The following is a 22,418-nucleotide window of genomic DNA, read 5'->3' as shown; positions in this document are numbered from 1 at the left end:
GGCGCCGCCGCCCCCGCCCCCGGATCAGCGGCGCCCGGTCCGCCTCGTCACGGACTGCCGAAGGTCACCGTCACGGTCTGGTAGCCCAGGCGCGTGAACAGGCTTTCCAGCATGCTCTCGGTGTTCTTCCGGGCCCGCTCGTCGAGGCCGCTGGCCCGGGCCGCCTCGGTGATGCGCTGCTGAGCCAGCGCGTACACCTGCTGCTGCTTGCCGGGGTCACTGCGGAAGGCGTCGCCGAAGCGGTTGAGCAGGCCTCGCTCCTCGGCCACGACGTAGCTCTTCTGCAGGTCTAGATTGGCCGTGCCCTGCTGCGGCGGCGGCAGGGTGATGGTCACCGTGTTCTTGTCCTCGTCGACCTGCAGCGCCTTCTCGGAGAGCGAGCCGAACTCGACATACTCCTCGACGGTGCCGGAGCCGACGAACAGCGTGCGGCGGTTGACCAGGAAGTCGGGGATGTTTTCTTTGTTCTCCTGCAGGTCGACGATGACCTGGAACGTTCCGTCGGCCGCGACGTAGCGGCTGAGGTCGCGCATCGACTGCAGCAGCACGGGCTGGCTGCGGTCGGTCGTCTTGTCGGAGAACGGGTTGTCGAAGCCCGGCAGGATGTTGACCGCGCGCAGGCCCAGGCAGGCCGCGACCATGAGCGCGAAGACGAAGAACGTGAAGATCAGCAGGCGGGCGAAGCCGCTGATCTTCGAGGGGGGCTGAGCCGGCTCGGCCGAAGGTGGCTCGGCTGAAGGCGGCACGGCCGGATATTCGCTCGTGGGCTCGCTGACACCCCCGTGCGCGGAGACATCGGTGGTGACATCTTCCGGTGACTTGGCCATGCTTTCACGGTACGAGGGGGGTGCGACATTTGCAGCGAACCCTCAGGCGAAAGCGTTCAATCCGGTCAATTTCTGGCCGATCACCAGCTGATGGATCTCAGAAGTTCCCTCGTACGTGAGGACGCTCTCCAAATTGTTCGCATGGCGCATGACGGGATATTCCCCACTGATCCCGTTCCCGCCGAGGATGGTGCGGCACGTCCGGGCGATGGCGATCGCCTCACGCACGTTGTTGAGCTTGCCCACGCTCACCTGTTCCGGCCGCAGCGCCCCGGCCGAGTCGCGCAGCCGGCCCAGATGCAGCGCGAGCAGAAAGCCCTTCTGCAGCTCGAGCGACATGTCGGCCAGCTTGGCCTGGGTGAGCTGGAAGCCGCCGATGGGCCGGCCGAACTGCTCGCGCGTGGTCGCGTAGTCGAGCGCCACCCGCAGGCAGTCGCGCGCCGCGCCCATCGAGCCCCAGATGATGCCGAAGCGGGCCTCGGTCAGGCACGACAGCGGCGCCTTGAGGCCGCGCGCCTCGGGCAGCCGCGCGCTCTCGGGCAGGCGTACGCCGTCCAGAGTGATCTCACCCGTGCTGGACGCGCGCAGCGACATCTTGTTCTTGATCTCGCGCGCGGCGAAGCCGGGGGTGTCGGTCGGCACCGCGAAGCCGAACACGCCCTCTTCGCCCCGGGCCCAGATCACGGCGACGTCGGCCACCGGCGCGTTCGTGATCCACATCTTGCCGCCGTCGAGCACCCAGTCGTCGCCGTCGCGGCGGGCCCAGGTGCTCATGTTGGCCGGGTCGGAGCCGTGGTCGGGCTCGGTCAGGCCGAAGCAGCCGATCAGCTCGCCCGCCGCCATGCCGGGCAGCCAGCGCTGCTTCTGCTCCTCCGACCCGTATTTCCAGATCGCGTACATGGCCAGTGAGCCCTGCACGCTGACCAGGGAGCGGATGCCGGAGTCGGCCGCCTCGAGCTCCATGCAGGCCAGGCCGTACGAGACCGCGGACGCACCGGCGCAGCCGTAGCCCGTGAGGTGCATGCCCAGCAAGCCCAGCTTGCCGAACTCGCGGGCCAGCTCACGCACCGGAACGCTGCCCGCCTCGTACCAGCCGGCCACGTGGGGGCGGACCTTGTCGTCGGCCACCCGGCGCACGACGGCCCGGATGTCACGCTCCTCGTCGCCGAGCAGCGTGTCGAGATCCAGCAGATCGAGGGGCGCGACCATCAGTCGACGACCAGCACTCGCGCGTGGATCTGGTTGCGCTGCTGCAGGGCCGCCCGCAAGGCGCGGTGCAGACCGTCCTCGAGGTAGAGGTGGCCCTGGTATTCGACGACGTGCGGGAAGAGGTCGCCGTAGAAGGTCGAATCCTCGGCCAGCAGCTTGTCCAGCGCGAGCTCGCGTTTCGTGGTGATCAGGTCGGCCAGCCGGATCGGCCGCGGCGGGATCTCGGCCCACGCCTTGAGGGTGGTGTGATGGTCGGGATAGGGAGCGCCGTCCCGGACCGCCTTGAAGATCACGGCCGATCCCCCTCTCCGAAGCTTGTGCGAATGCTCGACCAGCCTAGCCCGCGGTCCATCGGCCATGATGCACCACATCGTCCACCGGCTTGTGTCCGCGCTTGAGTGACGGAGACCTCTTGTCCGGTGCCCGATAGCCAACGGTCAGGGTGCCGATCGGCGTGTATTCGGCCGGCACCCCGAAGGCGTCCTTGAACTTCTGGACCGTGGGCACCGGGATGCCGAAGAAGCACGACCCCAGCTCCTCGTTGACCGCGCTCAGGTGCATGAGCAGCGCGGCGAAGCCGGTGTCGATGTCCCAGTACGGCACCGGCCAGTGCGACTCGCTGCGATCGGTCCACCCCTTGTCGGGCTGGGCGTACCGCTCCAGATAGGCCGACTTGTTGGACAGGCAGACGATGATCGCCGGGGCGGTCCGCATGCGGGTGAGCCAGTCGCCCTTCCACGCCTCGTCGGTCTTGGCGTCGCCCAGGTCGCCCTCGGTCGTCGACTCCCAGTAGAGGTCGCGATCCTTCTGCTCGGTCAGCACGAGGAAGCCCCAGCCCTGCGAGAAGCCGGCGCTGGGGGCCCGCAGGCCGTGCCGGACGACCTTGTCGAGCAGCTCGGCCGGGACCGGGCGGTCGGGGTCGTAGCTGCGGATCATCCGCCGCCGGCGGACCACCTCGTCGAATTCCATCAGCCCTTGATCCCCCACGAGGTGGTCCAGCGCTCGCCCGGCGCCAGCACGATCAGGTCGCGGCCGGTGCGGAAGGCGTCCGGCGGGCAGGTCATCGGCTCGATGGCGACCGAGCGGCGGAACCGCTCGCCGTGCAGCGTGTCGCCCGAGAAGACCTGCCAGTACTTGAACTTGTCGTCGGCCCAGACCACGACCTTGCGGTCGGAGTGCGGGTCGGCGATGGTCACCTCGGTGATGCCGTCGGCGTCGTGGCTGATGTCGCCGAAGGTGGTGTCGAGGACCAGGTCGCCGATCTTGCGGGGCTCGCTGAAGTCGTACTCGGTGCCGGGCACCGGGTTGGCCCCGATCGGCAGCAGCCGGCCGTCGGCCACGACGCGCGTGCGGCCCGGCACGTGCAGGAGCGTGTCGTCGACGCTCACGCCCGGCAGCTGCACGTACGGGTGCACCGAGTAGCCCCAGGGGGCGTTGGACGACGAGTTGTTCACGACCTCTTGGTCGCAGCGCAGACCGTCGGCCGAGATCGACCAGGTCGTCCGCAGGGTCAGCCACCACGGGTAGCCGATCTGGGCCGGCAGCTCGTACTCGAGGGTCAGGGCCGACGCGCTCTGCTCGACCAGCGTCCAGCGGCTCCAGTTGACCAGGCCGTGGATGGCGTTGTGCCGGGCCGGCTCGGTCAGCGCCAGCTGGTACTTCTGCTCCTCGAAGGTGTACTGCCCGTCGCGGATGCGATTGGGCCACGGGGCCAGGATCTGGCCGGCCGACGCCGGGGAGAGCTCGTCCGCCTCGAAGCCGTCGAGCACTGGCACGCCGCCGGCGGAGTAGCCGCGGAGCGTGCCGCCGACCTCCACGACGACGGCGCTCTGCCCGTCCGCCTCGATGGACCACTGGGTGCCGGACTTCGCGGCAACGACACTCGTCATGGCTTGGACATTATCGGTTCGCGTCGTCGCCGGTGGCGGCCGGTGGCCGGTACTTGACCAGGGCCGGGAAGGCGACGGCGAGCACGACGGCCAGGCCGGCCGCCGCGAAGCCGCCGCCGGCCCACGAGGCGGTGGTCGACGTGAAGTCGGCGGTGGCGCCCGCGCGCAGGTCGCCCAGCCGCGGCCCGCCCGCGACCACGACCGTGAAGACGCCCTGCAGGCGGCCGCGCAGCCGGTCGGGCGCGTACACCTGCAGGATCGACTGCCGGTAGACCGCGCTCACCAGGTCGGCCGCTCCGCCCACGGCGAGCAGCAACACCATCAGCCACAGACTGTGGGCCAGGCCGGAGAACCCGATGGCCACGCCCCAGCCCACCACGGCGATCACCAGAGCCACGCCCTGCCGTTTCACCCGGCCGATCCAGCCCGAGGTCAGGCCGCCCAGCACCGAGCCGATGGCGATCGCGGCGAACAACCAGCCGACCGCGCCCTCGCCGCCGAACCGGTCGGCCGCCACCTCGGGGAACAGCGCCCGCGGCATGGCGAAGACCATGGCCACGATGTCGACCGCGAACGAGAGCAGCAGCACCGGCTGGGTGACCAGGAAGCGCAGGCCGACCAGGATGCCGCGCAGGCCGGCGGTGGGCTTCTCCTCGCCCGGCTCGTGCTCGACGGGCGGGATGGGCGGCAGCTTCCAGGTGGCCCAGAACGAGACGGTGAACAGCAGCGCGTCCACGGCGTAGGCGACCGTCACACCGGTGCCCGTGCCCGAGACAGCGAAGATCAGGCCGGCCGCCAGCGGTCCGAGCACCCCGCCGGCCGTGGTGGTCGTGTAGGCCAGCGTGTTGGCCGCGGGCACCAGGCCGGGCGACACGATCCGCGGGATGATCGCCTGCCGGGTGGGCGAGCTGATCGCGAAGCCGGCCGACTGCACCGCCGTGAGCGCCAGCAGCAGCCATCCGCTGTTCACGCTGAACAATGCCTGCACCAGCAGGCCGACGGTGGCGATCCAGGCCAGCATCGAGCTGGCCAGCAGCAGCTTGCGCCGGTCGACCACGTCGGCCGCGGCGCCGCCCCACAGCCCGAAGATCAGCAGCGGGATCAGGCCGGCGATGCCGAGCAGGCCGACCCAGGCCGAGGAGTTCGTGATCGCGTACATCTCGACCGGCACGGCCACCGAGGTGAACTGGAAGCCGAAGAACGAGAGCCCGTTGCCGACCCACATCCGGCGGTACGCGGTGACCTTCAACGGCCGGATGTCGATCACCCAGGACTTGCGTTCGACCACCTTTTCCGTGGCCTCGACCGAATCCTGGCTCACGGAGCGAGCCGTTCGACGATCCAGACCCCGTTTTCCGTACGCCGGAATCGCAACCGGTCGTGCAGGCGGCTGCTGCGTCCCTGCCAGAACTCGACCGTCTCGGGCACGACCAGGAACCCGCCCCAGTGCTCGGGCGGTGGCACCGGCCCGTCGGCGAACCGCTGCTCGGCCTCGGCGTACGCGGCGTCGACGCTTTCCCGGCCCGGCACCACCGACGACTGCGGGCTGGCCCACGCGCCCAGCTGCGAGCCGCGCGGCCGGGTGGCGAAGTAGGCCTCGGTCTCGGCCCGGCTCACCCGCTCGACGGCCCCGGTCACCAGCACCTGGCGCTGCATCGGGAACCAGGGGAAGACCAGGCTCGCGTACGGGTTGGCGCCCAGCTCGCCACCCTTGCGCGAGCCGTAGTTGGTGAAGAAGACGAAACCGCGCTCGTCGTATTCCTTGAGCAGCACCGTACGGGCGCTGGGCCGGCCCTCCGGCGTCGCGGTCGACACGATCATCGCGTTCGGCTCGGGCAGCCCGAACCCGGCGGCGTCGGTGAACCAGGCCTCGAACTGGGTACGCCAGTCGGCCGCCAGGTCGGTCTCGAGGAGCGCCCCGCGTGCGGTGTAGTCGCGCCGCATGCTCGCGGGCGAGGGTGGTTCCAGGGTCACGAAAGCTCCCGCGTCAGGTGTCCGGCCGATCGTTAGCACTGCAAACGACCCTAAGTCGCTCCGGGCCCCACGTCAGGTCGGTGAGGATGGGTGTCGCGGAGAGCACATCCCGGTGGGTCGACCCGCCGTTACCCGGCGAGCAAGATGAAACACCTACAACATTCTGTCCCAGGGAGGGTCGTGACCGACTTCAAGCCCGGGCTCGAGGACGTGGTCGCCTTCGAGACCGAGATCGCCGAGCCCGACGAGGCCGATGGCGTGCTGCGGTACCGCGGCGTCGACATCGAGGACCTGATCGGTCAGGTCTCCTTCGGCGACGTCTGGGGACTGCTCGTCGACGGGCGGTTCGGGCCAGGGCTGCCACCGGCGGAACCGTTCCCGGTGCCGGTGCACTCGGGCGACATCCGGGTCGACGTGCAGTCGGCGGTGGCCATGCTCGCGCCCTACTGGGGGCTCAGCCAGCTGCTCGACATCAGCGACGAGCAGGCCCGGCGCGACCTGGCCCGGGTGTCGGTGACCGCGCTCTCGTTCGTGGCCCAGGCCGCCCGTGGGCTGGGCCTGCCGGCCGTGCCGCAGAAAGACATCGACAAGGCCGGCACGATCGTCGAGCGGTTCATGCGGCGCTGGCGCGGCGAACCCGACCCGCGGCACGTCAAGGCGGTCGACGCCTACTTCATCTCGGCCGCCGAGCACGGCATGAGCGCCTCCACGCTGACCACCCGCGTGGTCGCCTCGACCGGCGCCGACGTGGCCGCCTGCATCTCGTCCGGCATCGGCGCCCTGTCCGGCCCGCTCGACGGCGGCGCGCCGTCCCGGGTGCTCACCATGCTCGAGGACGTCGAACGAAGCGGCGACGCCCGGGCGTACGTGAAAGAAGTCCTCGACCGCGGCGAGCGCCTGATGGGTTTCGGGCACCGCCTCTACCGCGCCGAAGACCCGCGAGCCCGTGTGCTCAAGCGCGCCGCCCGCGAGCTCGGCGCCCCGCGCTACGACGTGGCGGCCGCGCTCGAGCAGGCCGCCCTGGCCGAACTGGCCGAACGCAAGCCCGACCGGCCGCTGCCGACGAACGTCGAGTTCTGGTCGGCCGTGGTGCTCGACTTCGCCGAGGTGCCGGGCCATATGTTCAGCTCGATGTTCACCTGCGCCCGGGTGGCCGGCTGGAGCGCGCACGTGCTCGAGCAGAAGCGTCTGGGCCGCAACGTCTACCCCCGTGTCCGCTACGTGGGACCAGCCCCCCGCAAGCCGCAACAGGTCGAGGGCTGGGAGGCCCTTTCGCATAGCATGCCCTCGTGACTGACATCAGGATTCCTGACTCGATCAAGCCCGTCGACGGACGCTTCGGCTCCGGCCCGAGCAAGGTGCGCCCCGAGGGCGTCGAGTCGTTGTCCGCGGTGTCCCGCACCTTCCTGGGCACGTCGCACCGCCAGCGCACGGTGAAAGACCAGGTGGCCCGGCTGCGGCGCGGCCTGGCCGAGTTCTTCGCCATGCCCGAGGGCTACGAGGTCGTGCTGGCCAACGGCGGCACCAGCGCGTTCTGGGAGGTCGCGACGTTCGGCCTGGTGCGCGACCGGGCCCAGTTCGCCGAGTTCGGCGAGTTCGGGGCCAAGTTCGCCAAGGCCGTGAAGGACGCGCCGTTCCTGGCCGAGCCGACGGTGCACCGGGCGCCCGGTGGCCAGGCCGCCTTCCTCGAGGCCGAGGCCGGCATCGACGTGTACGCCTCGGTCCACAACGAGACGTCGACCGGCGTGGCCGTCCCGGTCCGGCGGGTCGAGGGCGCCGACCAGGGCGCCCTGCTGCTCACCGACGCCACCTCCGGCGGCGGCAGCCTCGACGTCGACCTGCGCGAGACGGACGTCTACTACCTGGCCCCGCAGAAGGCGCTCGGCTCCGACGGCGGCCTCTGGATGGCCCTCATGTCGCCGGCCGCGATCGAGCGGGCCTTCGAGATCAAGGCGAGCGGCCGCTACATCCCGCAGTTCCTCGACCTGGTCACGGCGATCGAGCAGTCCCGCCTCGAGCAGACGTACAACACCCCGGCGCTGGCCACAGTGTTCCTCGCCGCCGAGCAACTCGATTGGATGAACGCGCAGGGCGGTCTTTCGTGGGCGGTCAAGCGCAGCGCCGAGAGCGCGGCCGTCATCTACGGGTGGGCCGAGAAATCCTCGTACGCGACGCCGTTCGTCACCGATCCCGTGCTGCGCTCGGCCGCGGTGGCCACGATCGACTTCGAGGGGGTCGACGCGGCGGCGATCGCCAAAGTGCTGCGGGCCAACGACATCGTCGACACCGAGCCGTACCGCAAGCTCGGCCGCAACCAGCTGCGGGTCGCGCTCTATCCCACCGTCGAGCCGTCCGACGTGGCCGCCCTGACCGCCTGCGTCGATTACGTGGCCGAACGGCTCTGAGTGGCACCGGTAAATTTTCATGATCATCGCAGCTCAGCCACTTTGACGGCGTGGCATACCACCATTAGGTGACCAAGGCGCGTACCGTGTTCCGAAACGCGCCCGGGTGGCTGACTCTCGGGGCACAGGCCAACGCGACGGGACGGAGGCAACGCATGCGGCCGGTACGCTTCGTCGCCCTCTCCGAGGACGGTCAGGCCATGGTGCTCGCCGATGAGGTCGGCCGGCTCCTGGCTCTTCCCATCGACGACCGCATCTCTTCTGCGATCAGTCACGAGGGGCACCCGGTCTCACCCGGGTCCGCGGTCGCCGTCATGGCGCCCGACGCTCAGCCCTCCCTGTCTCCGCGCGACATCCAGTCCCGCATTCGCTCCGGCGAGTCGGCCGAAGAGGTCGCCCGCATCGCCGGCGTCCCGGTCGACCGGGTGCTCCGCTACGCGGGCCCGGTGCTGCAAGAGCGGGCCATGCTGGCCCAGCACGCGCGCCGCACCCGCCTCAAGACCTCCGACTCCGGCGCCGCCCTGGCCGAGGTGGTCGACAGCCGCCTGTCCCAGCACGGCATCGACACCGAGAAGATCTCGTGGGACGCGTTCCGGCGTGAGGACGGCACGTGGCGCATTGTCGCCACCTGGCCGTCCGGCAAGGCGACGGCCCAGGCCATCTGGGATCTCGACAAGGGACGCCAGGTCGTCTCCCCGCACGACGACATGGCGCAATACCTGTGCGCCGAGCGCCCGACCCAGATCCTCGGGCAGGAACCCGCGCCCGAGCGGGCCTTCACCGAGCGGGGCGGCCACGGCCTGCCCGGCCCGGCCCGTACGGCGGAACCGGCCCGCGGCGGCCACGGCCTGCCCGCCGCCGAGGCTCCGCAGCGCCCCACCCGCGACCCGATCCGGGCCGGCCGGGACGCGTTGCTGGCCTCGCTCGACCGTCCACTCAGCCCGTCCGGCGGCCGCAGCCTCGACGCCGGCCCGGCCGAGTCCCCGCGCCGCCCGGTCGCCGGTGGCGCCGCCGCCCTGCTCGGCGGCGGTTCCGGCTCGGCCTTCGACGAAGACTCCGACCTCCCCAAAGAGGTTCCCGCCGTGCCGTCGCTGGCGGTCCTGCGCCCCCGGCGCACGGTCGGCCAGGGTCAGCAGCCGTCCGAGACCGACGAGGCGAAGCCCCGCAAGCGGCTCCCGAGCTGGGACGACGTCCTCTTCGGGGGCGGTCCCGCGGCCCGCGAGTCGTCCTGACGCGGCTCTTCGTCGGCATCTTCCCGCCGGCGTCTCCGCTGGAGGCGCTGCGCGGTGTTCTCCCGCCCGCCTCACGGCTGACGCCTGTCGAGAAGTGGCATCTCACCCTGGTCTTCCTGGGCGACGCGCCACCGTCGACGGTCGCGCCCGTGCTGGCCGACGTGCCGTCGCCCGGCCCGTTCGAGCTGCGCCTGAGCGGTGGCGGCCAGTTCGGCTCGGCGGCCTGGGCCGGCGTCGAGGGTGATCTCGCGCAGTTGGCTGAGCTGCGGGAAGACGTACGGGAAGCGCTGACCCTAGGCGGTTTCCCCAGCGACGATCGCCCGTTCCGTCCGCACCTGACAGTCTCGTACCACTCGGACGGCGCCCTACGCCGTGCCTTGGCCGCTCATGAGGGCGCTCCGTGGCCGGTGACGTCGTTCGAGCTGATGAGCAGCAGCGAGGGCCGCTACGAGCGCTTGGCTTCCTGGCCGCTCTGAACCCACCGGTCGACCAGCAGTTCCGTCCGGCGTTCGGCGTGCTCGGACGGCAGCCGTCCCGCCCGGGTCAGGGTGGCCAGCCCGTGCAGGGCCGCCCAGAACACCTCGGTGAACAGCCCTGGGTCGACGCCGTCACCCGCGACCTCGCTCAGGCTGCCCAGCAACGCGGCGAACCCCTCCTTCAGCGGTTCCGGGGTGTCCGCCTGGGCGAACGCCAGGCCGCCGTCGAGCTGGAACATGGCGTCGTAGACAGCCGGGTTGCGGGCGGCAAAGTCCAGGTAGGCCTGAGCCAGGGCGGCGACCCGCCCGCGCGGCTCGTCGGCCGTGGCCGCCGCGGCCCGCAACGCCGTCGCCATCTCGGCCGCACCCTGCAGCGCGACGGCGCCGATGATCTCGCGCTTGCCCCGGAAGTGGCTGTAGAGGACGGGCTGGCTGTACTCGATGCGCTCGGCCAGCCGGCGGGTGGTCACCGCCTCCCACCCCTGCTGCTCGGCGAGTTCGCGGGCCGTCGCCAGGATCAGCCGCTCGCGGTCCGCTCGTTCGCGCTCCTTGCGTCCCTGTACCGACATGAAGAAATCCTAGCACCGCTAGACAACCGAGCGACAGCAGATATAGCGTTGCTTCATTCGCTATCAACGCTAGATTCTGGATGGAGTCGTCATGCTCACCTCGCTCCAAGTTGTCACCACGGTGGTCGTCGGCGTGATGGTCGGGGTCGAATTCGCCGTCGCCGTCGTTCTCAACCGGATCCTCGACGCCCTCCCGGGCGACAGCGGTCAGCTGGGTCGCGCCCACGGCGGCCGGATGCTCGGCGCCGCGATGCCGGTCTGGTACATCAGCTCGCTGGTCCTCGTCGCGATCTGGGCCGTCGCGGGCTGGGGTGACGGCGGCACAGGCCTGGTCATCACGGCCGGCGCCCTGCTCATCGTCAGCGTGGTCATGTCGGTCCTGCTGCTCGTCCCGATCAACAACCGGGCCAAGACGTGGACGCCGGAGACCCGGCCCGCAGACTGGAAGCAGCAGATGAGCCGGTGGGACCGCTTCCACTACCTCCGCGTCGCGGTCATCATCGCCGCGTTCGCCCTGCTGGTCACCGCTCTCGCGTAAGGCGGCGCGCTTGTTGCCCTGGTCACCGCTCTCGCGTAAGGCGGCGGGCTTGTTCGCCCTCGAGCCGGATGCCGTTGAGCAGCAGCCGCAGGCCGTACTCGAACTGCTCGGCCGAGCCCACCACGGGCATCTGATCACCGGGCAGGCCCTCCATGGCGTCGCTAACCTGCTGCCAGCGCGCATCCCGCTCCCCCGCGTCGACCGCCATCTGCAGCCCGGCCGCCGCATAGGCGATCAGGGCTTGAAAGGCCCGGACGACATCGGCCGGCGGCAGCCCGGCCTCCGCCAGGGCCCCGAACAACGTCCCCGCCACCCGGCGCCCACGGGGGCCGAGCGGCGGCCGGGAGGCGACGTGTCCCGCGATGCCGGGGTGGCGCAGCGCGACCGTCCGCATGCCGGCCAGAACGACCCGGATGCGCTCGTCCCAGGAGTCCTCGTCGCCGGGCGCGGGCACCTCGTCGACCACCGCGTCGGCGACGGCATCGAGCAACGCTTCCCGGTTGGGGAAGTGCCGGTAGATGGCCATCGGATCGCAGCCCAGTTCGGCGGCGATGCGGCGCATGGACATCGCCTTCTCGCCCTCCCGGTCGCCGAGCGCGAGCGTGGCCTGGGCGATTGAGGCAGGTGACAGCGGCACGGCACACCAGTCTACGCCGTAGACAACTCAGGCGGCCTTGTCTACGGTGTAGACATGCGACTCCTCCAGTGGGGCCGGATAGCGGCGGCCTTTCTCAGCCTGACCACGCTCGTCTTTCTCTTCGTCCACGACTCGTGGCGCCCGGACAACCTCTTCTTGGTGCCCGACCTGATCCTGATCGTCGCCCTGGCGGTCGCGGCGGTGCTGCCCGACCGGCTCGCCCGGGTGGCTCTGCCCGCCGCCTTCGCGTACAGCGGGGGCGTGCTCGCCACCTCGGCGGCGTCCTACGCGGTCGAGGGCGAACTCGGGCTCCCGAGCGTGCTGGGGGCGGTGCTCGCCGTGGCGTTGGCCGTGCTGGTGCCCGCGCGGCCGGCCGGTCAGCGCAGCTGAAGACCGGCCTCTTCGAGCGCGCCCTCCACGCGTACGCGCTCAATTTCGCGATCGAGACCATCGAGCGGACGCAGGTTTTCGGTGACGCCCAGGCATTGGCAGGCCAGGCAGAGCCGTTCGTCGTAGGCGCGCATGACGGCCGCCCGCCAGCGGACCGACTCGAGCGTCACCCCGCCCCGCCGCTGCCGGTCGAGACGGCGCAGGTCACGCGCCAGCCACTCGATCGGGGGCGGCGCCAGGCGGGCCAGCACGTGGGCCGGATCGGTGCCCCGGATCGACTCGTCAAGACGGATCAAGGCACCCACGTGGGCCGGGCTGTCGGCGCACGCGCGCTTGCGGCGGAACTCGTCGCGCCGCAGCCGGACCGCCACCGCGTAGGGCACGGTCAGGGGGAGGACGAGCGCCGCCGTCAGCACAACCATGTGCGTCAGGGCCACGCACTGAAGCTAATTCGAAACAGCCCTGTACCGGAATACCTTTTTCTGCCAAATACCCGTCAGGCGGCCGACGGCAGTTTCTCCTCCGCCGACGCCTCGAAGGGCTCCCGGACGGACTGCACCAGGCGGAGGCGCGGCCTCGGGCGCAGCGTCACCGAAAGGCGCTCGCCGCTGGTGCGCAGCTGCCACACGAGCGCGGCCAGCGAGGCGACGAAACAGACGATCCCGGCGCCCGAGATGCTGGACGCCACCCCGAAGCGCTCACCCCACCAGCCCGCCAGCGACGCCCCGATCGGCGTCGTGCCCAGGAAGACCAGCACGTAGAGCGCCATCACGCGGCCCCGGAACTCCGGGTCGACGCCCATCTGCACGCGGTGGTTGGCCGCCTGGGCCAGATAGATCGAGAAGAACCCGGTCGGCACCAGCAACAGCATGGCCACCACGAAGGTCGGGGCGAACCCAACCACGAACTCGAGCACACTGAAGGCCAGGGCGGCCCCGATCACCACGTACGCCCCGGGGCGGGCCCGCCGGCCGCTACCGGCCAGCGCCCCGCCCAGCGCACCCACCGCCAAGGCCGTGGTCAGCAGGCCGAAGGTGGACGGCCCCGCGTTGAAGTCGATCTTCGCGAGGGCGGCCAGGGTGACCGGGAAGTTGAAGCCGATCATGCCGACCACGAACATCAACCCGATCGGCAGCATCAGGTCGGACCGCTTCCACACGTACCGCAGGCCGTCGGCGATGCGGGCGTCCTTCTTGGCCTGTCGCTCCGCCGGTCGCAGCTCGGCCGCCCGCATGCGGGTGTAGCTGAAGATCGGCGCCACCGCGAGCACGGTCGCGATCAGGAAGACCGGCCCGGTGTCGAACAGCGCGAGCGCCACCCCGGCCAGCGCCGGCCCGCCGATCCGCGCGGTGTTGAACGTGGCCGCCGACAGGGCGAGCGCGTTCGGCAGCAGCGGCAGCTCGACCAGCTCGGAGACGAAGGCCTGCCGCACCGGGGTCTCGACGGCGTTGGCGATGCCGAGCAGGCCGGCGAAGAGGAAGACGTGCCACAACTGGACGTGGCCCGAGGCGACCAGCACCGCGAGGGCGATCGCCGTGACCGCGAAGGCCGCGTTGGCCGCCACCAGCAGGCGCCGCTTGTCGAAGCGGTCGGCCAGTTTGCCGGCATAGAGGGTGAGCAGCAGCACCGGCAGGAACTGCAGCGAGGTCACCGCCCCGAGCGCGCCCGGCGAGTTGCCGGACAGGTCGAGCACCAGCCAGTCCTGCGCGGTGAACATCATCCACACGCCGACGAGCTTCACCAGTTGGCCGGTGGCGAAGAGCCGGTAGTTGCGGACTCGCAGCGAGCTGAAGGTGGTGCTGAGCACTGACCGCACGCGGCTGTGCCTCCTGTTCGGTCGTACGCGTCATCGTCACGTGACGAAGCGCCGCGTAGCCGAACCCTCAGGCGCGGGAGATCTTCTGCAAAATCTCCGACGCCTTCGCGAGCGTCTCCCTGTCCTCGGGCGCCAGAGCGGCCAGCTGGGAGGCCAGCCACTCGTTACGCGCCTTCTCGAACTGGGCGTGCACGGCCTGCCCCTGTTCGGTGGCCGACAGGATGACCTGCCGGCCGTCGGTCGGGTGCGGGGTCCGGGCGACCAGCCCACGCTCCTCCAGCTTCCCGACGATCTTGGTCATCGTCGGGGGCTGGACGCGTTCCACGTCGGCCAGTTCGCGCGGGGTCAGCGCGCCGGCCAGCTGGAGGCTGGTCAGCGCGGAGAGCTGGCTGAAGGTGAGATCACCGACCGGGCGGGCCTGACGGATCCGCCGGTTCAACCGCTGAATCGACTCGCGCACGGTCTTGGCCAGCTCGTCGGCACTTTCCCGACCGGCCAGGCCATGATCCGCCACCACGGGCCACTCCATCACGATTCTTAGCCTAGCTAATGAGCCTGGCTAACGACATTCGAACAGGTCATGACTGCGGTCACAGGATCCAGCTCTCCAACGGCCCACGCAAGAAGTACAGGACGAAGAGCACGGCGACCCCGTACAGGATGGGGTGGATCTCGCGGGCCCGGCCCGTGGCGACCTTCAGAACGACGTACGAGATGACACCGGCCCCGATGCCGTTGGAGATCGAGTAGGTGAAGGGCATGAGCGTGACCGTCAGGAAGGCCGGCACCGCGATCGTGTAATCGGTCCAGTCGATCTGCCGGATCGCGGTCAGCATCAGGAAGCCGACCACCACCAGCGCGGTCGACGCCGCCTCGAACGGAACCACCGAGACCAGCGGCGTCAGGAACATCGCGAGCAGGAACAGACCGCCGGTGACCAGGTTCGCGGCGCCGGTGCGGGCGCCCTCGCCGACGCCGGCCGCGCTTTCGATGTACGCGGTGTTGCTCGACACGCTGGCGGCGCCACCGGCGGCGGCCGCGACCGAGTCGACGAGCAGGATTTCCCGCGTACGCGGCGGCATGCCCCGCTCGTCCAGGAGCCCACCCTCCTGGCCGACCGCGACCATCGTGCCCATCGTGTCGAAGAAGTCGGTGATCAGCAGGCTGAAGATGAACATCAGCACGACCAGCCAGCCCGCCCGCGACCACGAGTCGAGCACGTTGAAGTGGCCGATCAGCGACAGGTCGGGCGTGCTCACGATCTTCTCGGGCAGCTTGGGCACGTTCAGCGACCAGCCCTTGGGGTGCGCGATCGCCTCGACGATGATCGCCAGCACGGTGGTGCCGAGGATGCCGATCAGGATCGCGCCACGAACCTTGCGCACGAACAGGATCAGCGTGAAGAGCAGGCCGATCACGAACACCGCGGCCGGCCAGGTGGCCAGCTTGCCGCCGACGCCGAGCTCGACCGGCACGGTGGTGTTGGCGGCGTCCGGCACGCGGTTGACGAAGCCGGCGTCGACCAGGCCGATGATCATCAGGAACAGGCCGATGCCAACCCCGATGGCCGTCTTGAGCTGGGTCGGCACGGCCCGGAAGACCAGCTCGCGCAGGCCGGTGAGCACCAGGATGGCGATGAGCACACCCTCGATCACGACCAGACCCATGGCGTCGGCCCAGGTCATTTCGGGTGCGATCTCGTACGCGACCAGGGCGTTGACACCGAGCCCGGCCGCCAGAGCGAGCGGGAACCTGGCCACGACTCCCATCAGGATGGTCATGACGCCCGCCACCAGCGCGGTGCCGGCGGCCAGGGCGGCGATCGGCAACTGGCCGCCGTCCCCGTCGACCCCGTTCCCGATGATCAGCGGGTTGAGCACCACGATGTAGGCCATCGTGAAGAAGGTGGCCAGGCCACCACGGACCTCGCGGCCGAGGGTCGAACCCCGCGCCGAGATCTCAAAGAACCGGTCAAAACCATTCTTCGACGTACGTGTATCGGCTGCGGTGGACATGCGGCTCTCTCCGGATCACGGGGTATGCGTCGCCGGAATGTTCTCAGCCCTCGATGACCTGCGCAAAACCGAGGGATGTCGGCCCTGTCACAGGGACGTACCCGTGATCTCCGCCGACCTATCCTGTCCGTGTGAGTGAACCGAAGCCCCGGGTCGAGCCGCTGGATCCACCCATGGTCCCGTTCGCCGTCGGCGGGCTGGCCGCCTTCGCCGTCGCCGCGCTGATCGTGCTGCTGGCCGACGGTCCCGACCGGTGGCTGCACGTGTGCATCGCCGGCTTCCTGGCCGGCATCCCCGGCCTGATCACGATGATCGTGCACGACCGGCACCGCCGCCGCCGGCGGGCCCTGACCCACCCCGAGTTCCGGGTGACCTCACAGACCTAGCTGTGGCCGTAGTCCTCGGCCGGTTCGCTCTCTTCGACCGAGCCGTGGCCCCGGCTGACCGCGACCGACTCGACCTCGCTGTCGTCGAACACCGTGGGCAGCTCTTCGACCGGCTGCTCGGCCGAGCCCAGCAGCGCCTCGGAGTGCGCGCCGCAGCCGTGGTCGGAGCTGACCGCGCGGCCGTCGTCGGGGGCGTAGAGGTTGCCGCAGACGCCGAACATCGCCCGCAACGAACCGGCCAGCGGCAGGTAGAAGCCGCAGGTGCCGCAGCGGGCGTTGCGCGGCGCGGCGGCGGAGATCGGCGCCTCGGGGCCGGCCTCGCCGTCGTACCACCGCTGGGCCGTGTCGATGCGGCCCTCGCGCGACATCACCCGGGACCGGCCGAGGCCGAGCTCCCAGCTGACCTCTTCGACGGCGGGGTCGTCGCTCAGCACGTAGCCCTGGGCCAGCCGCTCGTCGTCGGGCGCGGTGGGCATGAGGTCGCCCACGCCGAGGTCGCCCGGCTGCAGCCGCTCGTTCCACGGCACCCAGCCCGGGGCCAGCAGCGCGTCGGGCCCCGGAAGCAGCACCGTCTCGCACACCGTGACGTGCCGGCTGCGCGGAACCCGGGTCACCGTGACGGCCCAGCGCCAGCCTCGGTAGCCCGCCAGGTGGCTCTCGAAAAGGTGGGTCACGAGACGGTCGCCCTCGGCGATGGCCTCGAGATGCTCGCCGATGTCGGCCGGGTCCACATCGGTGATCGCGCCGCGCGCGATCCCGACCGCGTCGGCACAAACCTGGTCGAGACGGGCGGCGCGAGTGGTGGTGCGAGTCGTCACATATTCATTGTCCCCCACCGGGACTGATGTTCCGCACCGACTCCCCCACATCCGGCGCGCGCGGGACGGGACAGCACTCGCCTGGATCAGTCAGGATGGGAACCATGCCGCTGCTTCCCTCGCTCGGACGCACCGTCGGCACCAGCATCAAGGCGGCCCGCCTGCTGGTGCGGGGCTCGGTGCGCGGTGGCGCGTGGGCCACCCGCCGGGTCGGCACGGCGCGGGCCCGGGGCGCCGCCAACGAGCAGGGCATGATCCGGCTCTTCGACCTGCACGCGCTCTCGTGCGCGGGCGACACGCTGATCGCCATCGGCCTGGCCGGCACGATCTTCTTCAACGTGCCCTTGGGCGAGGCGCGCAGCAAGGTGGCGCTCTACCTGCTCATCACGATGGTGCCGTTCGCCCTGCTGGCGCCCGTGGTGGGGCCGCTGCTCGACCATTTCCGGCACGGCCGCCGCTACGCGCTGGCGGTCACCATGCTGGGCCGGGCGTTCCTGGCCTATGTGATCTCCGATCATCTCTTCGGCTGGGGCCTCTATCCGGCGGCCTTCGGGGTGCTGGCGCTTTCCCGCGCGTACGGCGTAGCTCGCTCAGCTGCCGTGCCGAGGCTCCTGCCCGAGGGCATCGGCCTGTCCCAGGTCGGCGCCCGGGCCAGCGTCTACGGCACCTTCGCGGGCGCAGTGGTCGCCCCCGTGGGCCTGCTCGCCTTCAAGTTCGGCCCGCAGTGGCCACTGCGCGTCGCAATGATCATTTTCATCGTCGGCATGGTGGTCTCCCTGCGCCTGCCACCCCGAGCCGACTCCGACCCGCCCGAGGCGGTGCCGCGCCCGTGGCGGGCGATGCTGCGCCTGCCCCGCGGGGAAGACCGCCCTCTCGCCGGCAAGTTGGTGATCGCCACGCTGATCGGCAGCGCCAGCCTGCGCCTGCTGTACGGCTTCATGCTGCTCTTCCTGGCCTTCGTCATCATGGCCGACGAGCTCGACACGACGGTCCTGGGCAACGACATCGGCCGCCAGGGCGCGGTCGGCCTGATCGGCGGCGCCCTGGCCGTCGGCACGTTCCTGTCCACCGCCGTCGGCACCAGGCTGCGCATCCGCCGCCCGCTGGCCCTGCAGTCGACGGGCCTGACGGTGGTGGCCGCCGTGGGCGTGCTGACCACGCTGTTCTACAGCCTGGCCACGGTCACCCTGCTGGCGCTGCTGGTGGCCATCTTCAGCGGCATAGCCAAACTGGCCGTCGACGCCAGCATCCAGGAAAGGGTGCCCGAACGCCTGCGGGCCAGCGCCTTCGCCCACTCCGAAACAGTGCTGATGATCGCCTGGGTCCTCGGCGGCGGCATCGGCATCATCCCCCTCCCCGGCCGCCTCGGCGTGGCCCTGGCCACCGTGCTGGCCGTGGCGGCCGCCGCCCGCGCCGGCTGGGTGGCCGCCCGCCTGCACAACGAACGCCTCAGCGGCCGAGTCGACGAGCCCACCCCCGCCGCCACCGACCGCGAGCCGGCCCACGCCGGCACCGCATCATCCACATCCAGCTCAGGTTCCACCTCGGGCTCGGGCTCGGGTTCCGCTTCCGCGACCAGCTCCGCTTCCGCATCCGGCTCCGGCCCAGGGACCGGCTCCGGCTCAGGGACCGGCTCCCGCTCAGGGGCCGGCGACGCCGCGTATTTCAACCCGGAAGCTGACGAGCCCGCCTCGCCCTGGGCACCGCCGAGCCCGCCCGGAACCCGCCGCCCAGCCGACAGCTGGATCCGAGGATCAGCCGACCCCAGCGACCCGTGGCCGGACGCCCCCACCGTCCCCACCCACACGCGCCCCAACAACACTCCGCCGCCCACCCGAAGCGCCACCAGCGGAAGCGGCCGAACCACCCAAGGACGCGGCGACCGCCCCACCACCGACGGCCCGCCCACCCGAGTCGACCCCGGCGAGCCCAAGAAGAGCTGGTTCAGCCGCCGCAAAGACAAGCGCGCCACCCAGCCGCCGCCACCCCCGCCGCCAGCCGCCGAGCCGCCGCCCGCCCCGCCGGAGCCCACTCCACAGCCGAAGCCCGACGCCGCGCTCGCGCCTCCCGGCTTCCACGTGTACCGGCCGACCTCAGCCGACCACCCCACCAACGGCTCGGGCCCCGACGACCAGAACCGCTGAATGGCGCAGTCCCGGCCCGAGCGGCCGGCAGGTCAACCGCTGCTCGGCGACGAGCGCGTTATCCACAATTCCGCCCTATCCACAGGCACCCGGCTCGCGCTCAGCAAAGATCCACAAAACTCGCCACAATGTCCGAGGTGGGGGTCCCCCCTCAGGGAGGGTGGGCTCTGTGTGCGGGTCGGCTTCTGGCGCGTCCCAAGCGTGTGAGCTGAGAAAATGAGGGGCTGACTGATGACTTTGCCGCTGTTGGTGGTCACGGCTGTGGCCGCTGAGGCCGAGGCCGTACGCGCCGGCGCCGACCCCACCCACGTCGTGGTCGAGCCGGTCGGTGTCGGTCCGGCCGCGGCCGCCGCCGGCACGGCCCGCCTGCTCGCGACCGGCAACTACTGCGCCGTCATCTCGGCCGGCATCGCCGGCGGATTCGTCGGCCGGGCTCCCGTCGGCTCGGTCGTCCTCGGCGTTCGCAGCATCGCCGCCGATCTGGGCGCCGAGACCTCCGACGGCTTCCTGCCCGTCGACGAGCTCGGCTTCGGCACCAGCGTCATCAGCGCCGACCCGGCCCTCGTGAAGGCTTTGGCCGCCGAACTGCCGGATGCCGTCGTCGGTGATGTCGTGACTCTCAGCACGGTCACCGGCACTCAGGCGACCGCCGATCGCCTGGCGAAAAGTTATCCACAGGCTGTGGCCGAGGCCATGGAGGGGTACGGCGTCGCCGTGGCCGCCGCCGGTCTTCCCTTTGCCGAGCTGCGCACCATCTCGAACCCGATCGGCCCTCGGGACCGCGGCGCGTGGCGGCTGAAGGAGGCCTTCGCCGCGTTATCCACAGCTTCCGGCCGGTTGTGGACAGCCTGTGGATAACTTCACCGTGTGGGATGAGAGACAGCCGTCGTGACGCCTGTTGACCTCGGGCACCCTCTAGCGTGGACGCCGTGGCGCTCTCTCTCGCGGTCTCCCCGTGTCCCAATGACACGTTCGTTTTCCACGCCCTGGTGCACGGGCTCATCCCGGGCACGCCCGAGGTCAATCTGACCTTCGCCGACGTCGACGTGACGAACACGGCGGCCGAGCGGGGCGAGTTCGACCTGGTCAAGGTGAGCTACGCGGCGCTGCCCTGGCTGCTCGACGACTACGAGCTGCTGCCCACCGGCGGCGCGCTCGGCCGCGGCTGCGGCCCGCTGGTGCTGGCCCGCGAGCCGGGGCTCGACCTGGCCGGCAAGACGGTGGCCGTGCCCGGCGACCGGACGACGGCCTATCTGCTGTTCCGCCTCTGGTCGGCCGACCGGGCGCCCGAGCGCATCGAGGTGGTCCCGTTCCACCAGATCATGCCGGGCGTGGCCGAGGGCCGGTTCGACGCCGGCCTGGTCATCCACGAGGCCCGCTTCACCTACCAGCGCTACAACCTCACCGCCCTGGCCGACCTGGGCGAGTGGTGGGAGTCGGACACCGGCCTGCCCATCCCGCTGGGCGCGATCCTGGCCAAGAAGGGCACGGTCGACCCGGCCGAGGCCACCGAGTGGATCCGTAACTCGGTGAGCATGGCGTGGGCCAACCCCGACGCGAGCCGCAAGTTCGTGCTGGCCAACGCGCAAGAGATGGAGCCCGAGGTCGTCCAGCAGCACATCGACCTCTACGTGAACGAGTTCACGCTGGAACTGGGCCGGGACGGACTCGCCGCCGCCGACGCCCTGTTGCAGCGTGCGGCAGCGGCGGGTCTCACGCCTGCTGTGAAGCCGTTCCTCTGAGAGCTCAGACCTCGAACTCTTTCGCGACCGCGTGGACCAGCTGCGCGATCTTCTGGGCGACTCGCTTGTCGGGGTAGCGGCCGCGGCTCAGGCCCGGCTGCACCTGCGACTCGAGCACCTTGATCATGTCTTCGACCATGCTGTGCAGCTCTTCGGCGGGCCGGCGCCGCAGCTCGGCCAGCGACGGCGGCGCGTCGATCAGCTTGACGCCCATCGCCTGGGCGCCCTTGCGGCTGTCGACCACGCCGAACTCGACGCGCTGACCCGTCTTCAACTCGGCCACCCCGGCCGGCAGCGCGCCCTTGGGCAGGAACACGTCGCCGCCCTCATCGCTGGTGACGAACCCGAATCCCTTCGTCGCGTCGTACCACTTCACTCGACCCGTGGGCACCGCTGACCTCAACTTCACTCAAAGGAAACATCCGCTCACGGCAAGGCTACTTAAGCGGCGGGCCCGGTCCCAACTGCAATCTCGCGCAGCAGGGGCGGCAAGCCGGTCAGATCCTTCAACACGTACGCGGCCCCGGCGTCCCTCAGCTCGTCGGGCGAGCACGGCCCGGTGGCCACGCCGATACCCGGCACGCCCGCGGTGTGCGCCGCGACCATGTCGGCCACGTGATCCCCGACGTACCAGCCCACGCCGTGCTCCGTGATCGCCGTCGCCTTGCCCTCAGCGAACAAATCTCCGGCCACCTCGTCGGCCACGATGCCCAGATGGTCGAGGTGCAGGTGAGCCAGCCGGCCCAGCTTCGATGTGACGACCACGACACGGAGGCCCATCTCACGCACGGCGGCCAGCGCCTCGACCGCGCCCGGCATCGGCACGGTGGGAGTGATCGCGTACTCGGCGTAGAGGGCCCGGTAGGTGGTGACCGTCTCTTCGATCCGGTCGGCCGGGAACCAGTGGGCCAGCTCGGTGCGCAGCGGCGGTCCCAGCCGGCTGACCGCGAGGTCGGCGTCCACGAAGACGCCCGTCTTGGCGGTCAGCGCCTGGTAGGCGGCACGAATGCCCGGCCGGGAGTCGATCAGGGTCATGTCCAGGTCGAACCCGACCGCCTGCGTCATGACCGGCGGCCCCGACCGGCACGCGGCCCGATCACATGAGAAATCCGCAGGTGAGAGCTCACGCGGGGGTCGACGGGATGTAGTGCAGCTGCTCGACCGGCAGCGGGAAGCTCTGGTCGTCACCGAAGGGCGACGGCGCGGCGGCCCGGTCGGACACGATTTCCGACACGTTGAAGTGATCCTCGGGCCCGCGCGGCTGCGTCTGACGGTCGGCCGCGCCGCCCTTGACGTCGGTTCCCGGCAGAGTGTTCTTCGCGGCCACTGATGTCCCCTTCAATCCCGACGA

General features: G+C 70.7%; 27 protein-coding genes. 10 read left to right on the top strand and 17 right to left on the bottom strand.

Going from position 1 to position 22,418, the window contains the following annotated elements; translation table 11 throughout:
- Positions 1–47 precede the first annotated feature (47 nt).
- From OWR29_RS05645 to pdxH, 7 genes are read right to left on the bottom strand one after another with little or no spacing between them, the layout of a single operon-like run.
- The gene (locus tag OWR29_RS05645; RefSeq protein ID WP_267561421.1) at positions 48–827 is read right to left on the bottom strand and encodes a DUF4230 domain-containing protein; all 780 of its coding nucleotides are present in this window, start codon (positions 825–827) and stop codon (positions 48–50) included.
- Between the two features lie 42 nt (positions 828–869).
- Positions 870–2,036, bottom strand: a complete 1,167-nt coding sequence (locus OWR29_RS05640; protein WP_267561420.1) for an acyl-CoA dehydrogenase family protein — start codon at positions 2,034–2,036, stop codon at positions 870–872.
- Positions 2,036–2,329: a type II toxin-antitoxin system VapB family antitoxin gene (locus tag OWR29_RS05635; RefSeq protein ID WP_202993985.1), complete on the bottom strand. Its 294-nt coding sequence runs from the start codon at positions 2,327–2,329 to the stop codon at positions 2,036–2,038. The genes OWR29_RS05640 and OWR29_RS05635 overlap by 1 nt, the downstream gene beginning before the upstream one ends.
- 43 nt (positions 2,330–2,372) lie before the next feature.
- Complete coding sequence (locus OWR29_RS05630) at positions 2,373–3,005, bottom strand: nitroreductase family protein (protein ID WP_267561419.1); 633 nt, start codon at positions 3,003–3,005, stop codon at positions 2,373–2,375.
- Positions 3,005–3,925: an aldose 1-epimerase family protein gene (locus OWR29_RS05625; protein WP_267561418.1), complete on the bottom strand. Its 921-nt coding sequence runs from the start codon at positions 3,923–3,925 to the stop codon at positions 3,005–3,007. The genes OWR29_RS05630 and OWR29_RS05625 overlap by 1 nt, the downstream gene beginning before the upstream one ends.
- 10 nt (positions 3,926–3,935) lie before the next feature.
- The gene (locus OWR29_RS05620) at positions 3,936–5,246 is read right to left on the bottom strand and encodes an MFS transporter (protein WP_267561417.1); all 1,311 of its coding nucleotides are present in this window, start codon (positions 5,244–5,246) and stop codon (positions 3,936–3,938) included.
- The gene (gene pdxH / locus OWR29_RS05615; protein ID WP_438872559.1) at positions 5,243–5,869 is read right to left on the bottom strand and encodes a pyridoxamine 5'-phosphate oxidase; all 627 of its coding nucleotides are present in this window, start codon (positions 5,867–5,869) and stop codon (positions 5,243–5,245) included. Before pdxH ends, OWR29_RS05620 begins: the two co-directional genes overlap by 4 nt.
- A gap of 210 nt (positions 5,870–6,079) precedes the next feature.
- Between pdxH and OWR29_RS05610 the strand changes: the two genes are divergently transcribed.
- The 4 genes from OWR29_RS05610 (at position 6,080) to thpR (ending at position 10,012) form a co-directional block, all read left to right on the top strand.
- Positions 6,080–7,192, top strand: coding sequence for a citrate synthase 2 (locus OWR29_RS05610; protein WP_267561415.1), 1,113 nt, complete (start codon positions 6,080–6,082; stop codon positions 7,190–7,192).
- The gene (serC, locus tag OWR29_RS05605; protein ID WP_267561414.1) at positions 7,189–8,304 is read left to right on the top strand and encodes a phosphoserine transaminase; all 1,116 of its coding nucleotides are present in this window, start codon (positions 7,189–7,191) and stop codon (positions 8,302–8,304) included. The genes OWR29_RS05610 and serC overlap by 4 nt, the downstream gene beginning before the upstream one ends.
- Positions 8,305–8,459: 155 nt before the next feature.
- Entirely contained in the window at positions 8,460–9,536 is a 1,077-nt protein-coding gene (gene sepH, locus OWR29_RS05600) for a septation protein SepH (RefSeq protein ID WP_267561413.1), read from the top strand.
- Positions 9,485–10,012, top strand: a complete 528-nt coding sequence (gene thpR, locus OWR29_RS05595) for an RNA 2',3'-cyclic phosphodiesterase (RefSeq protein WP_267561895.1) — start codon at positions 9,485–9,487, stop codon at positions 10,010–10,012. The genes sepH and thpR overlap by 52 nt, the downstream gene beginning before the upstream one ends.
- Here thpR and OWR29_RS05590 read toward each other — a convergent pair.
- Positions 9,982–10,581, bottom strand: a complete 600-nt coding sequence (locus tag OWR29_RS05590) for a TetR/AcrR family transcriptional regulator (protein WP_267561412.1) — start codon at positions 10,579–10,581, stop codon at positions 9,982–9,984. The genes thpR and OWR29_RS05590 overlap by 31 nt on opposite strands.
- 91 nt (positions 10,582–10,672) lie before the next feature.
- On the opposite strand from OWR29_RS05590, the gene OWR29_RS05585 reads away from it, so the two are divergent.
- Positions 10,673–11,119: an anthrone oxygenase family protein gene (locus tag OWR29_RS05585; RefSeq protein ID WP_267561411.1), complete on the top strand. Its 447-nt coding sequence runs from the start codon at positions 10,673–10,675 to the stop codon at positions 11,117–11,119.
- A gap of 22 nt (positions 11,120–11,141) precedes the next feature.
- Here OWR29_RS05585 and OWR29_RS05580 read toward each other — a convergent pair whose 3' ends face one another.
- Positions 11,142–11,756 carry a TetR/AcrR family transcriptional regulator gene (locus OWR29_RS05580; protein ID WP_267561410.1) on the bottom strand — a complete coding sequence of 205 codons (615 nt, stop codon included), beginning with the start codon at positions 11,754–11,756 and terminating at the stop codon, positions 11,142–11,144.
- Between the two features lie 54 nt (positions 11,757–11,810).
- Here OWR29_RS05580 and OWR29_RS05575 point away from each other — a divergent pair, with 54 nt between their 5' ends.
- Entirely contained in the window at positions 11,811–12,146 is a 336-nt protein-coding gene (locus tag OWR29_RS05575) for a hypothetical protein (RefSeq protein WP_267561409.1), read from the top strand.
- Here OWR29_RS05575 and OWR29_RS05570 read toward each other — a convergent pair.
- The 4 genes from OWR29_RS05570 to OWR29_RS05555 form a co-directional block, all read right to left on the bottom strand.
- The gene (locus tag OWR29_RS05570; protein ID WP_267561407.1) at positions 12,134–12,583 is read right to left on the bottom strand and encodes a hypothetical protein; all 450 of its coding nucleotides are present in this window, start codon (positions 12,581–12,583) and stop codon (positions 12,134–12,136) included. The genes OWR29_RS05575 and OWR29_RS05570 overlap by 13 nt on opposite strands.
- 59 nt (positions 12,584–12,642) lie before the next feature.
- Complete coding sequence (locus tag OWR29_RS05565; RefSeq protein WP_267561406.1) at positions 12,643–13,962, bottom strand: MFS transporter; 1,320 nt, start codon at positions 13,960–13,962, stop codon at positions 12,643–12,645.
- A 67-nt stretch (positions 13,963–14,029) separates the two neighbouring features.
- Positions 14,030–14,491, bottom strand: a complete 462-nt coding sequence (locus OWR29_RS05560) for a MarR family winged helix-turn-helix transcriptional regulator (RefSeq protein WP_267561894.1) — start codon at positions 14,489–14,491, stop codon at positions 14,030–14,032.
- Positions 14,492–14,552: 61 nt separating this feature from the next.
- The gene (locus tag OWR29_RS05555) at positions 14,553–15,977 is read right to left on the bottom strand and encodes an NCS2 family permease (protein ID WP_267561405.1); all 1,425 of its coding nucleotides are present in this window, start codon (positions 15,975–15,977) and stop codon (positions 14,553–14,555) included.
- Positions 15,978–16,150: 173 nt separating this feature from the next.
- Here OWR29_RS05555 and OWR29_RS05550 point away from each other — a divergent pair, with 173 nt between their 5' ends.
- Complete coding sequence (locus tag OWR29_RS05550) at positions 16,151–16,363, top strand: DUF2530 domain-containing protein (protein ID WP_267561893.1); 213 nt, start codon at positions 16,151–16,153, stop codon at positions 16,361–16,363.
- Here the strand turns inward: OWR29_RS05550 and OWR29_RS05545 are convergent.
- Positions 16,360–17,232, bottom strand: coding sequence for a DUF3027 domain-containing protein (locus OWR29_RS05545; RefSeq protein WP_438872554.1), 873 nt, complete (start codon positions 17,230–17,232; stop codon positions 16,360–16,362). The genes OWR29_RS05550 and OWR29_RS05545 overlap by 4 nt on opposite strands.
- A 44-nt stretch (positions 17,233–17,276) precedes the next feature.
- Here OWR29_RS05545 and OWR29_RS05540 point away from each other — a divergent pair, with 44 nt between their 5' ends.
- The 3 genes from OWR29_RS05540 (at position 17,277) to OWR29_RS05530 (ending at position 21,067) form a co-directional block, all read left to right on the top strand.
- Positions 17,277–19,325: an MFS transporter gene (locus OWR29_RS05540; protein ID WP_438872553.1), complete on the top strand. Its 2,049-nt coding sequence runs from the start codon at positions 17,277–17,279 to the stop codon at positions 19,323–19,325.
- Between the two features lie 231 nt (positions 19,326–19,556).
- Positions 19,557–20,183 (top strand): futalosine hydrolase, encoded by a 627-nt coding sequence (locus tag OWR29_RS05535; RefSeq protein WP_267561403.1) that lies wholly within the window; start codon positions 19,557–19,559, stop codon positions 20,181–20,183.
- Between the two features lie 71 nt (positions 20,184–20,254).
- Positions 20,255–21,067 carry a 1,4-dihydroxy-6-naphtoate synthase gene (locus OWR29_RS05530; RefSeq protein WP_267561402.1) on the top strand — a complete coding sequence of 271 codons (813 nt, stop codon included), beginning with the start codon at positions 20,255–20,257 and terminating at the stop codon, positions 21,065–21,067.
- A 4-nt stretch (positions 21,068–21,071) separates the two neighbouring features.
- Here the strand turns inward: OWR29_RS05530 and OWR29_RS05525 are convergent, their stop codons facing one another.
- Genes OWR29_RS05525 through OWR29_RS05515 form a run of 3 tightly spaced genes read right to left on the bottom strand, consistent with a single transcriptional unit; the run spans position 21,072 to position 22,394 of the window.
- On the bottom strand, positions 21,072–21,458 hold the full coding sequence (locus tag OWR29_RS05525; protein WP_267561401.1) for a cold-shock protein: 387 nt from the start codon (positions 21,456–21,458) through the stop codon (positions 21,072–21,074).
- A gap of 50 nt (positions 21,459–21,508) precedes the next feature.
- Positions 21,509–22,132, bottom strand: coding sequence for an HAD family hydrolase (locus OWR29_RS05520; RefSeq protein ID WP_267561400.1), 624 nt, complete (start codon positions 22,130–22,132; stop codon positions 21,509–21,511).
- A 58-nt stretch (positions 22,133–22,190) separates the two neighbouring features.
- Positions 22,191–22,394 carry a hypothetical protein gene (locus OWR29_RS05515; RefSeq protein WP_267561399.1) on the bottom strand — a complete coding sequence of 68 codons (204 nt, stop codon included), beginning with the start codon at positions 22,392–22,394 and terminating at the stop codon, positions 22,191–22,193.
- Between the last annotated feature and the right edge of the window lie 24 nt (positions 22,395–22,418).

Origin of the sequence: Paractinoplanes pyxinae, from assembly GCF_026626335.1 — a bacterium.
Taxonomy (GTDB): Bacteria; Actinomycetota; Actinomycetes; order Mycobacteriales; family Micromonosporaceae; genus Actinoplanes; species Actinoplanes pyxinae.
The sequence above is the reverse complement of the archived record's forward strand: the minus strand, read 5'-3'. Positions and strand labels throughout refer to the sequence as shown.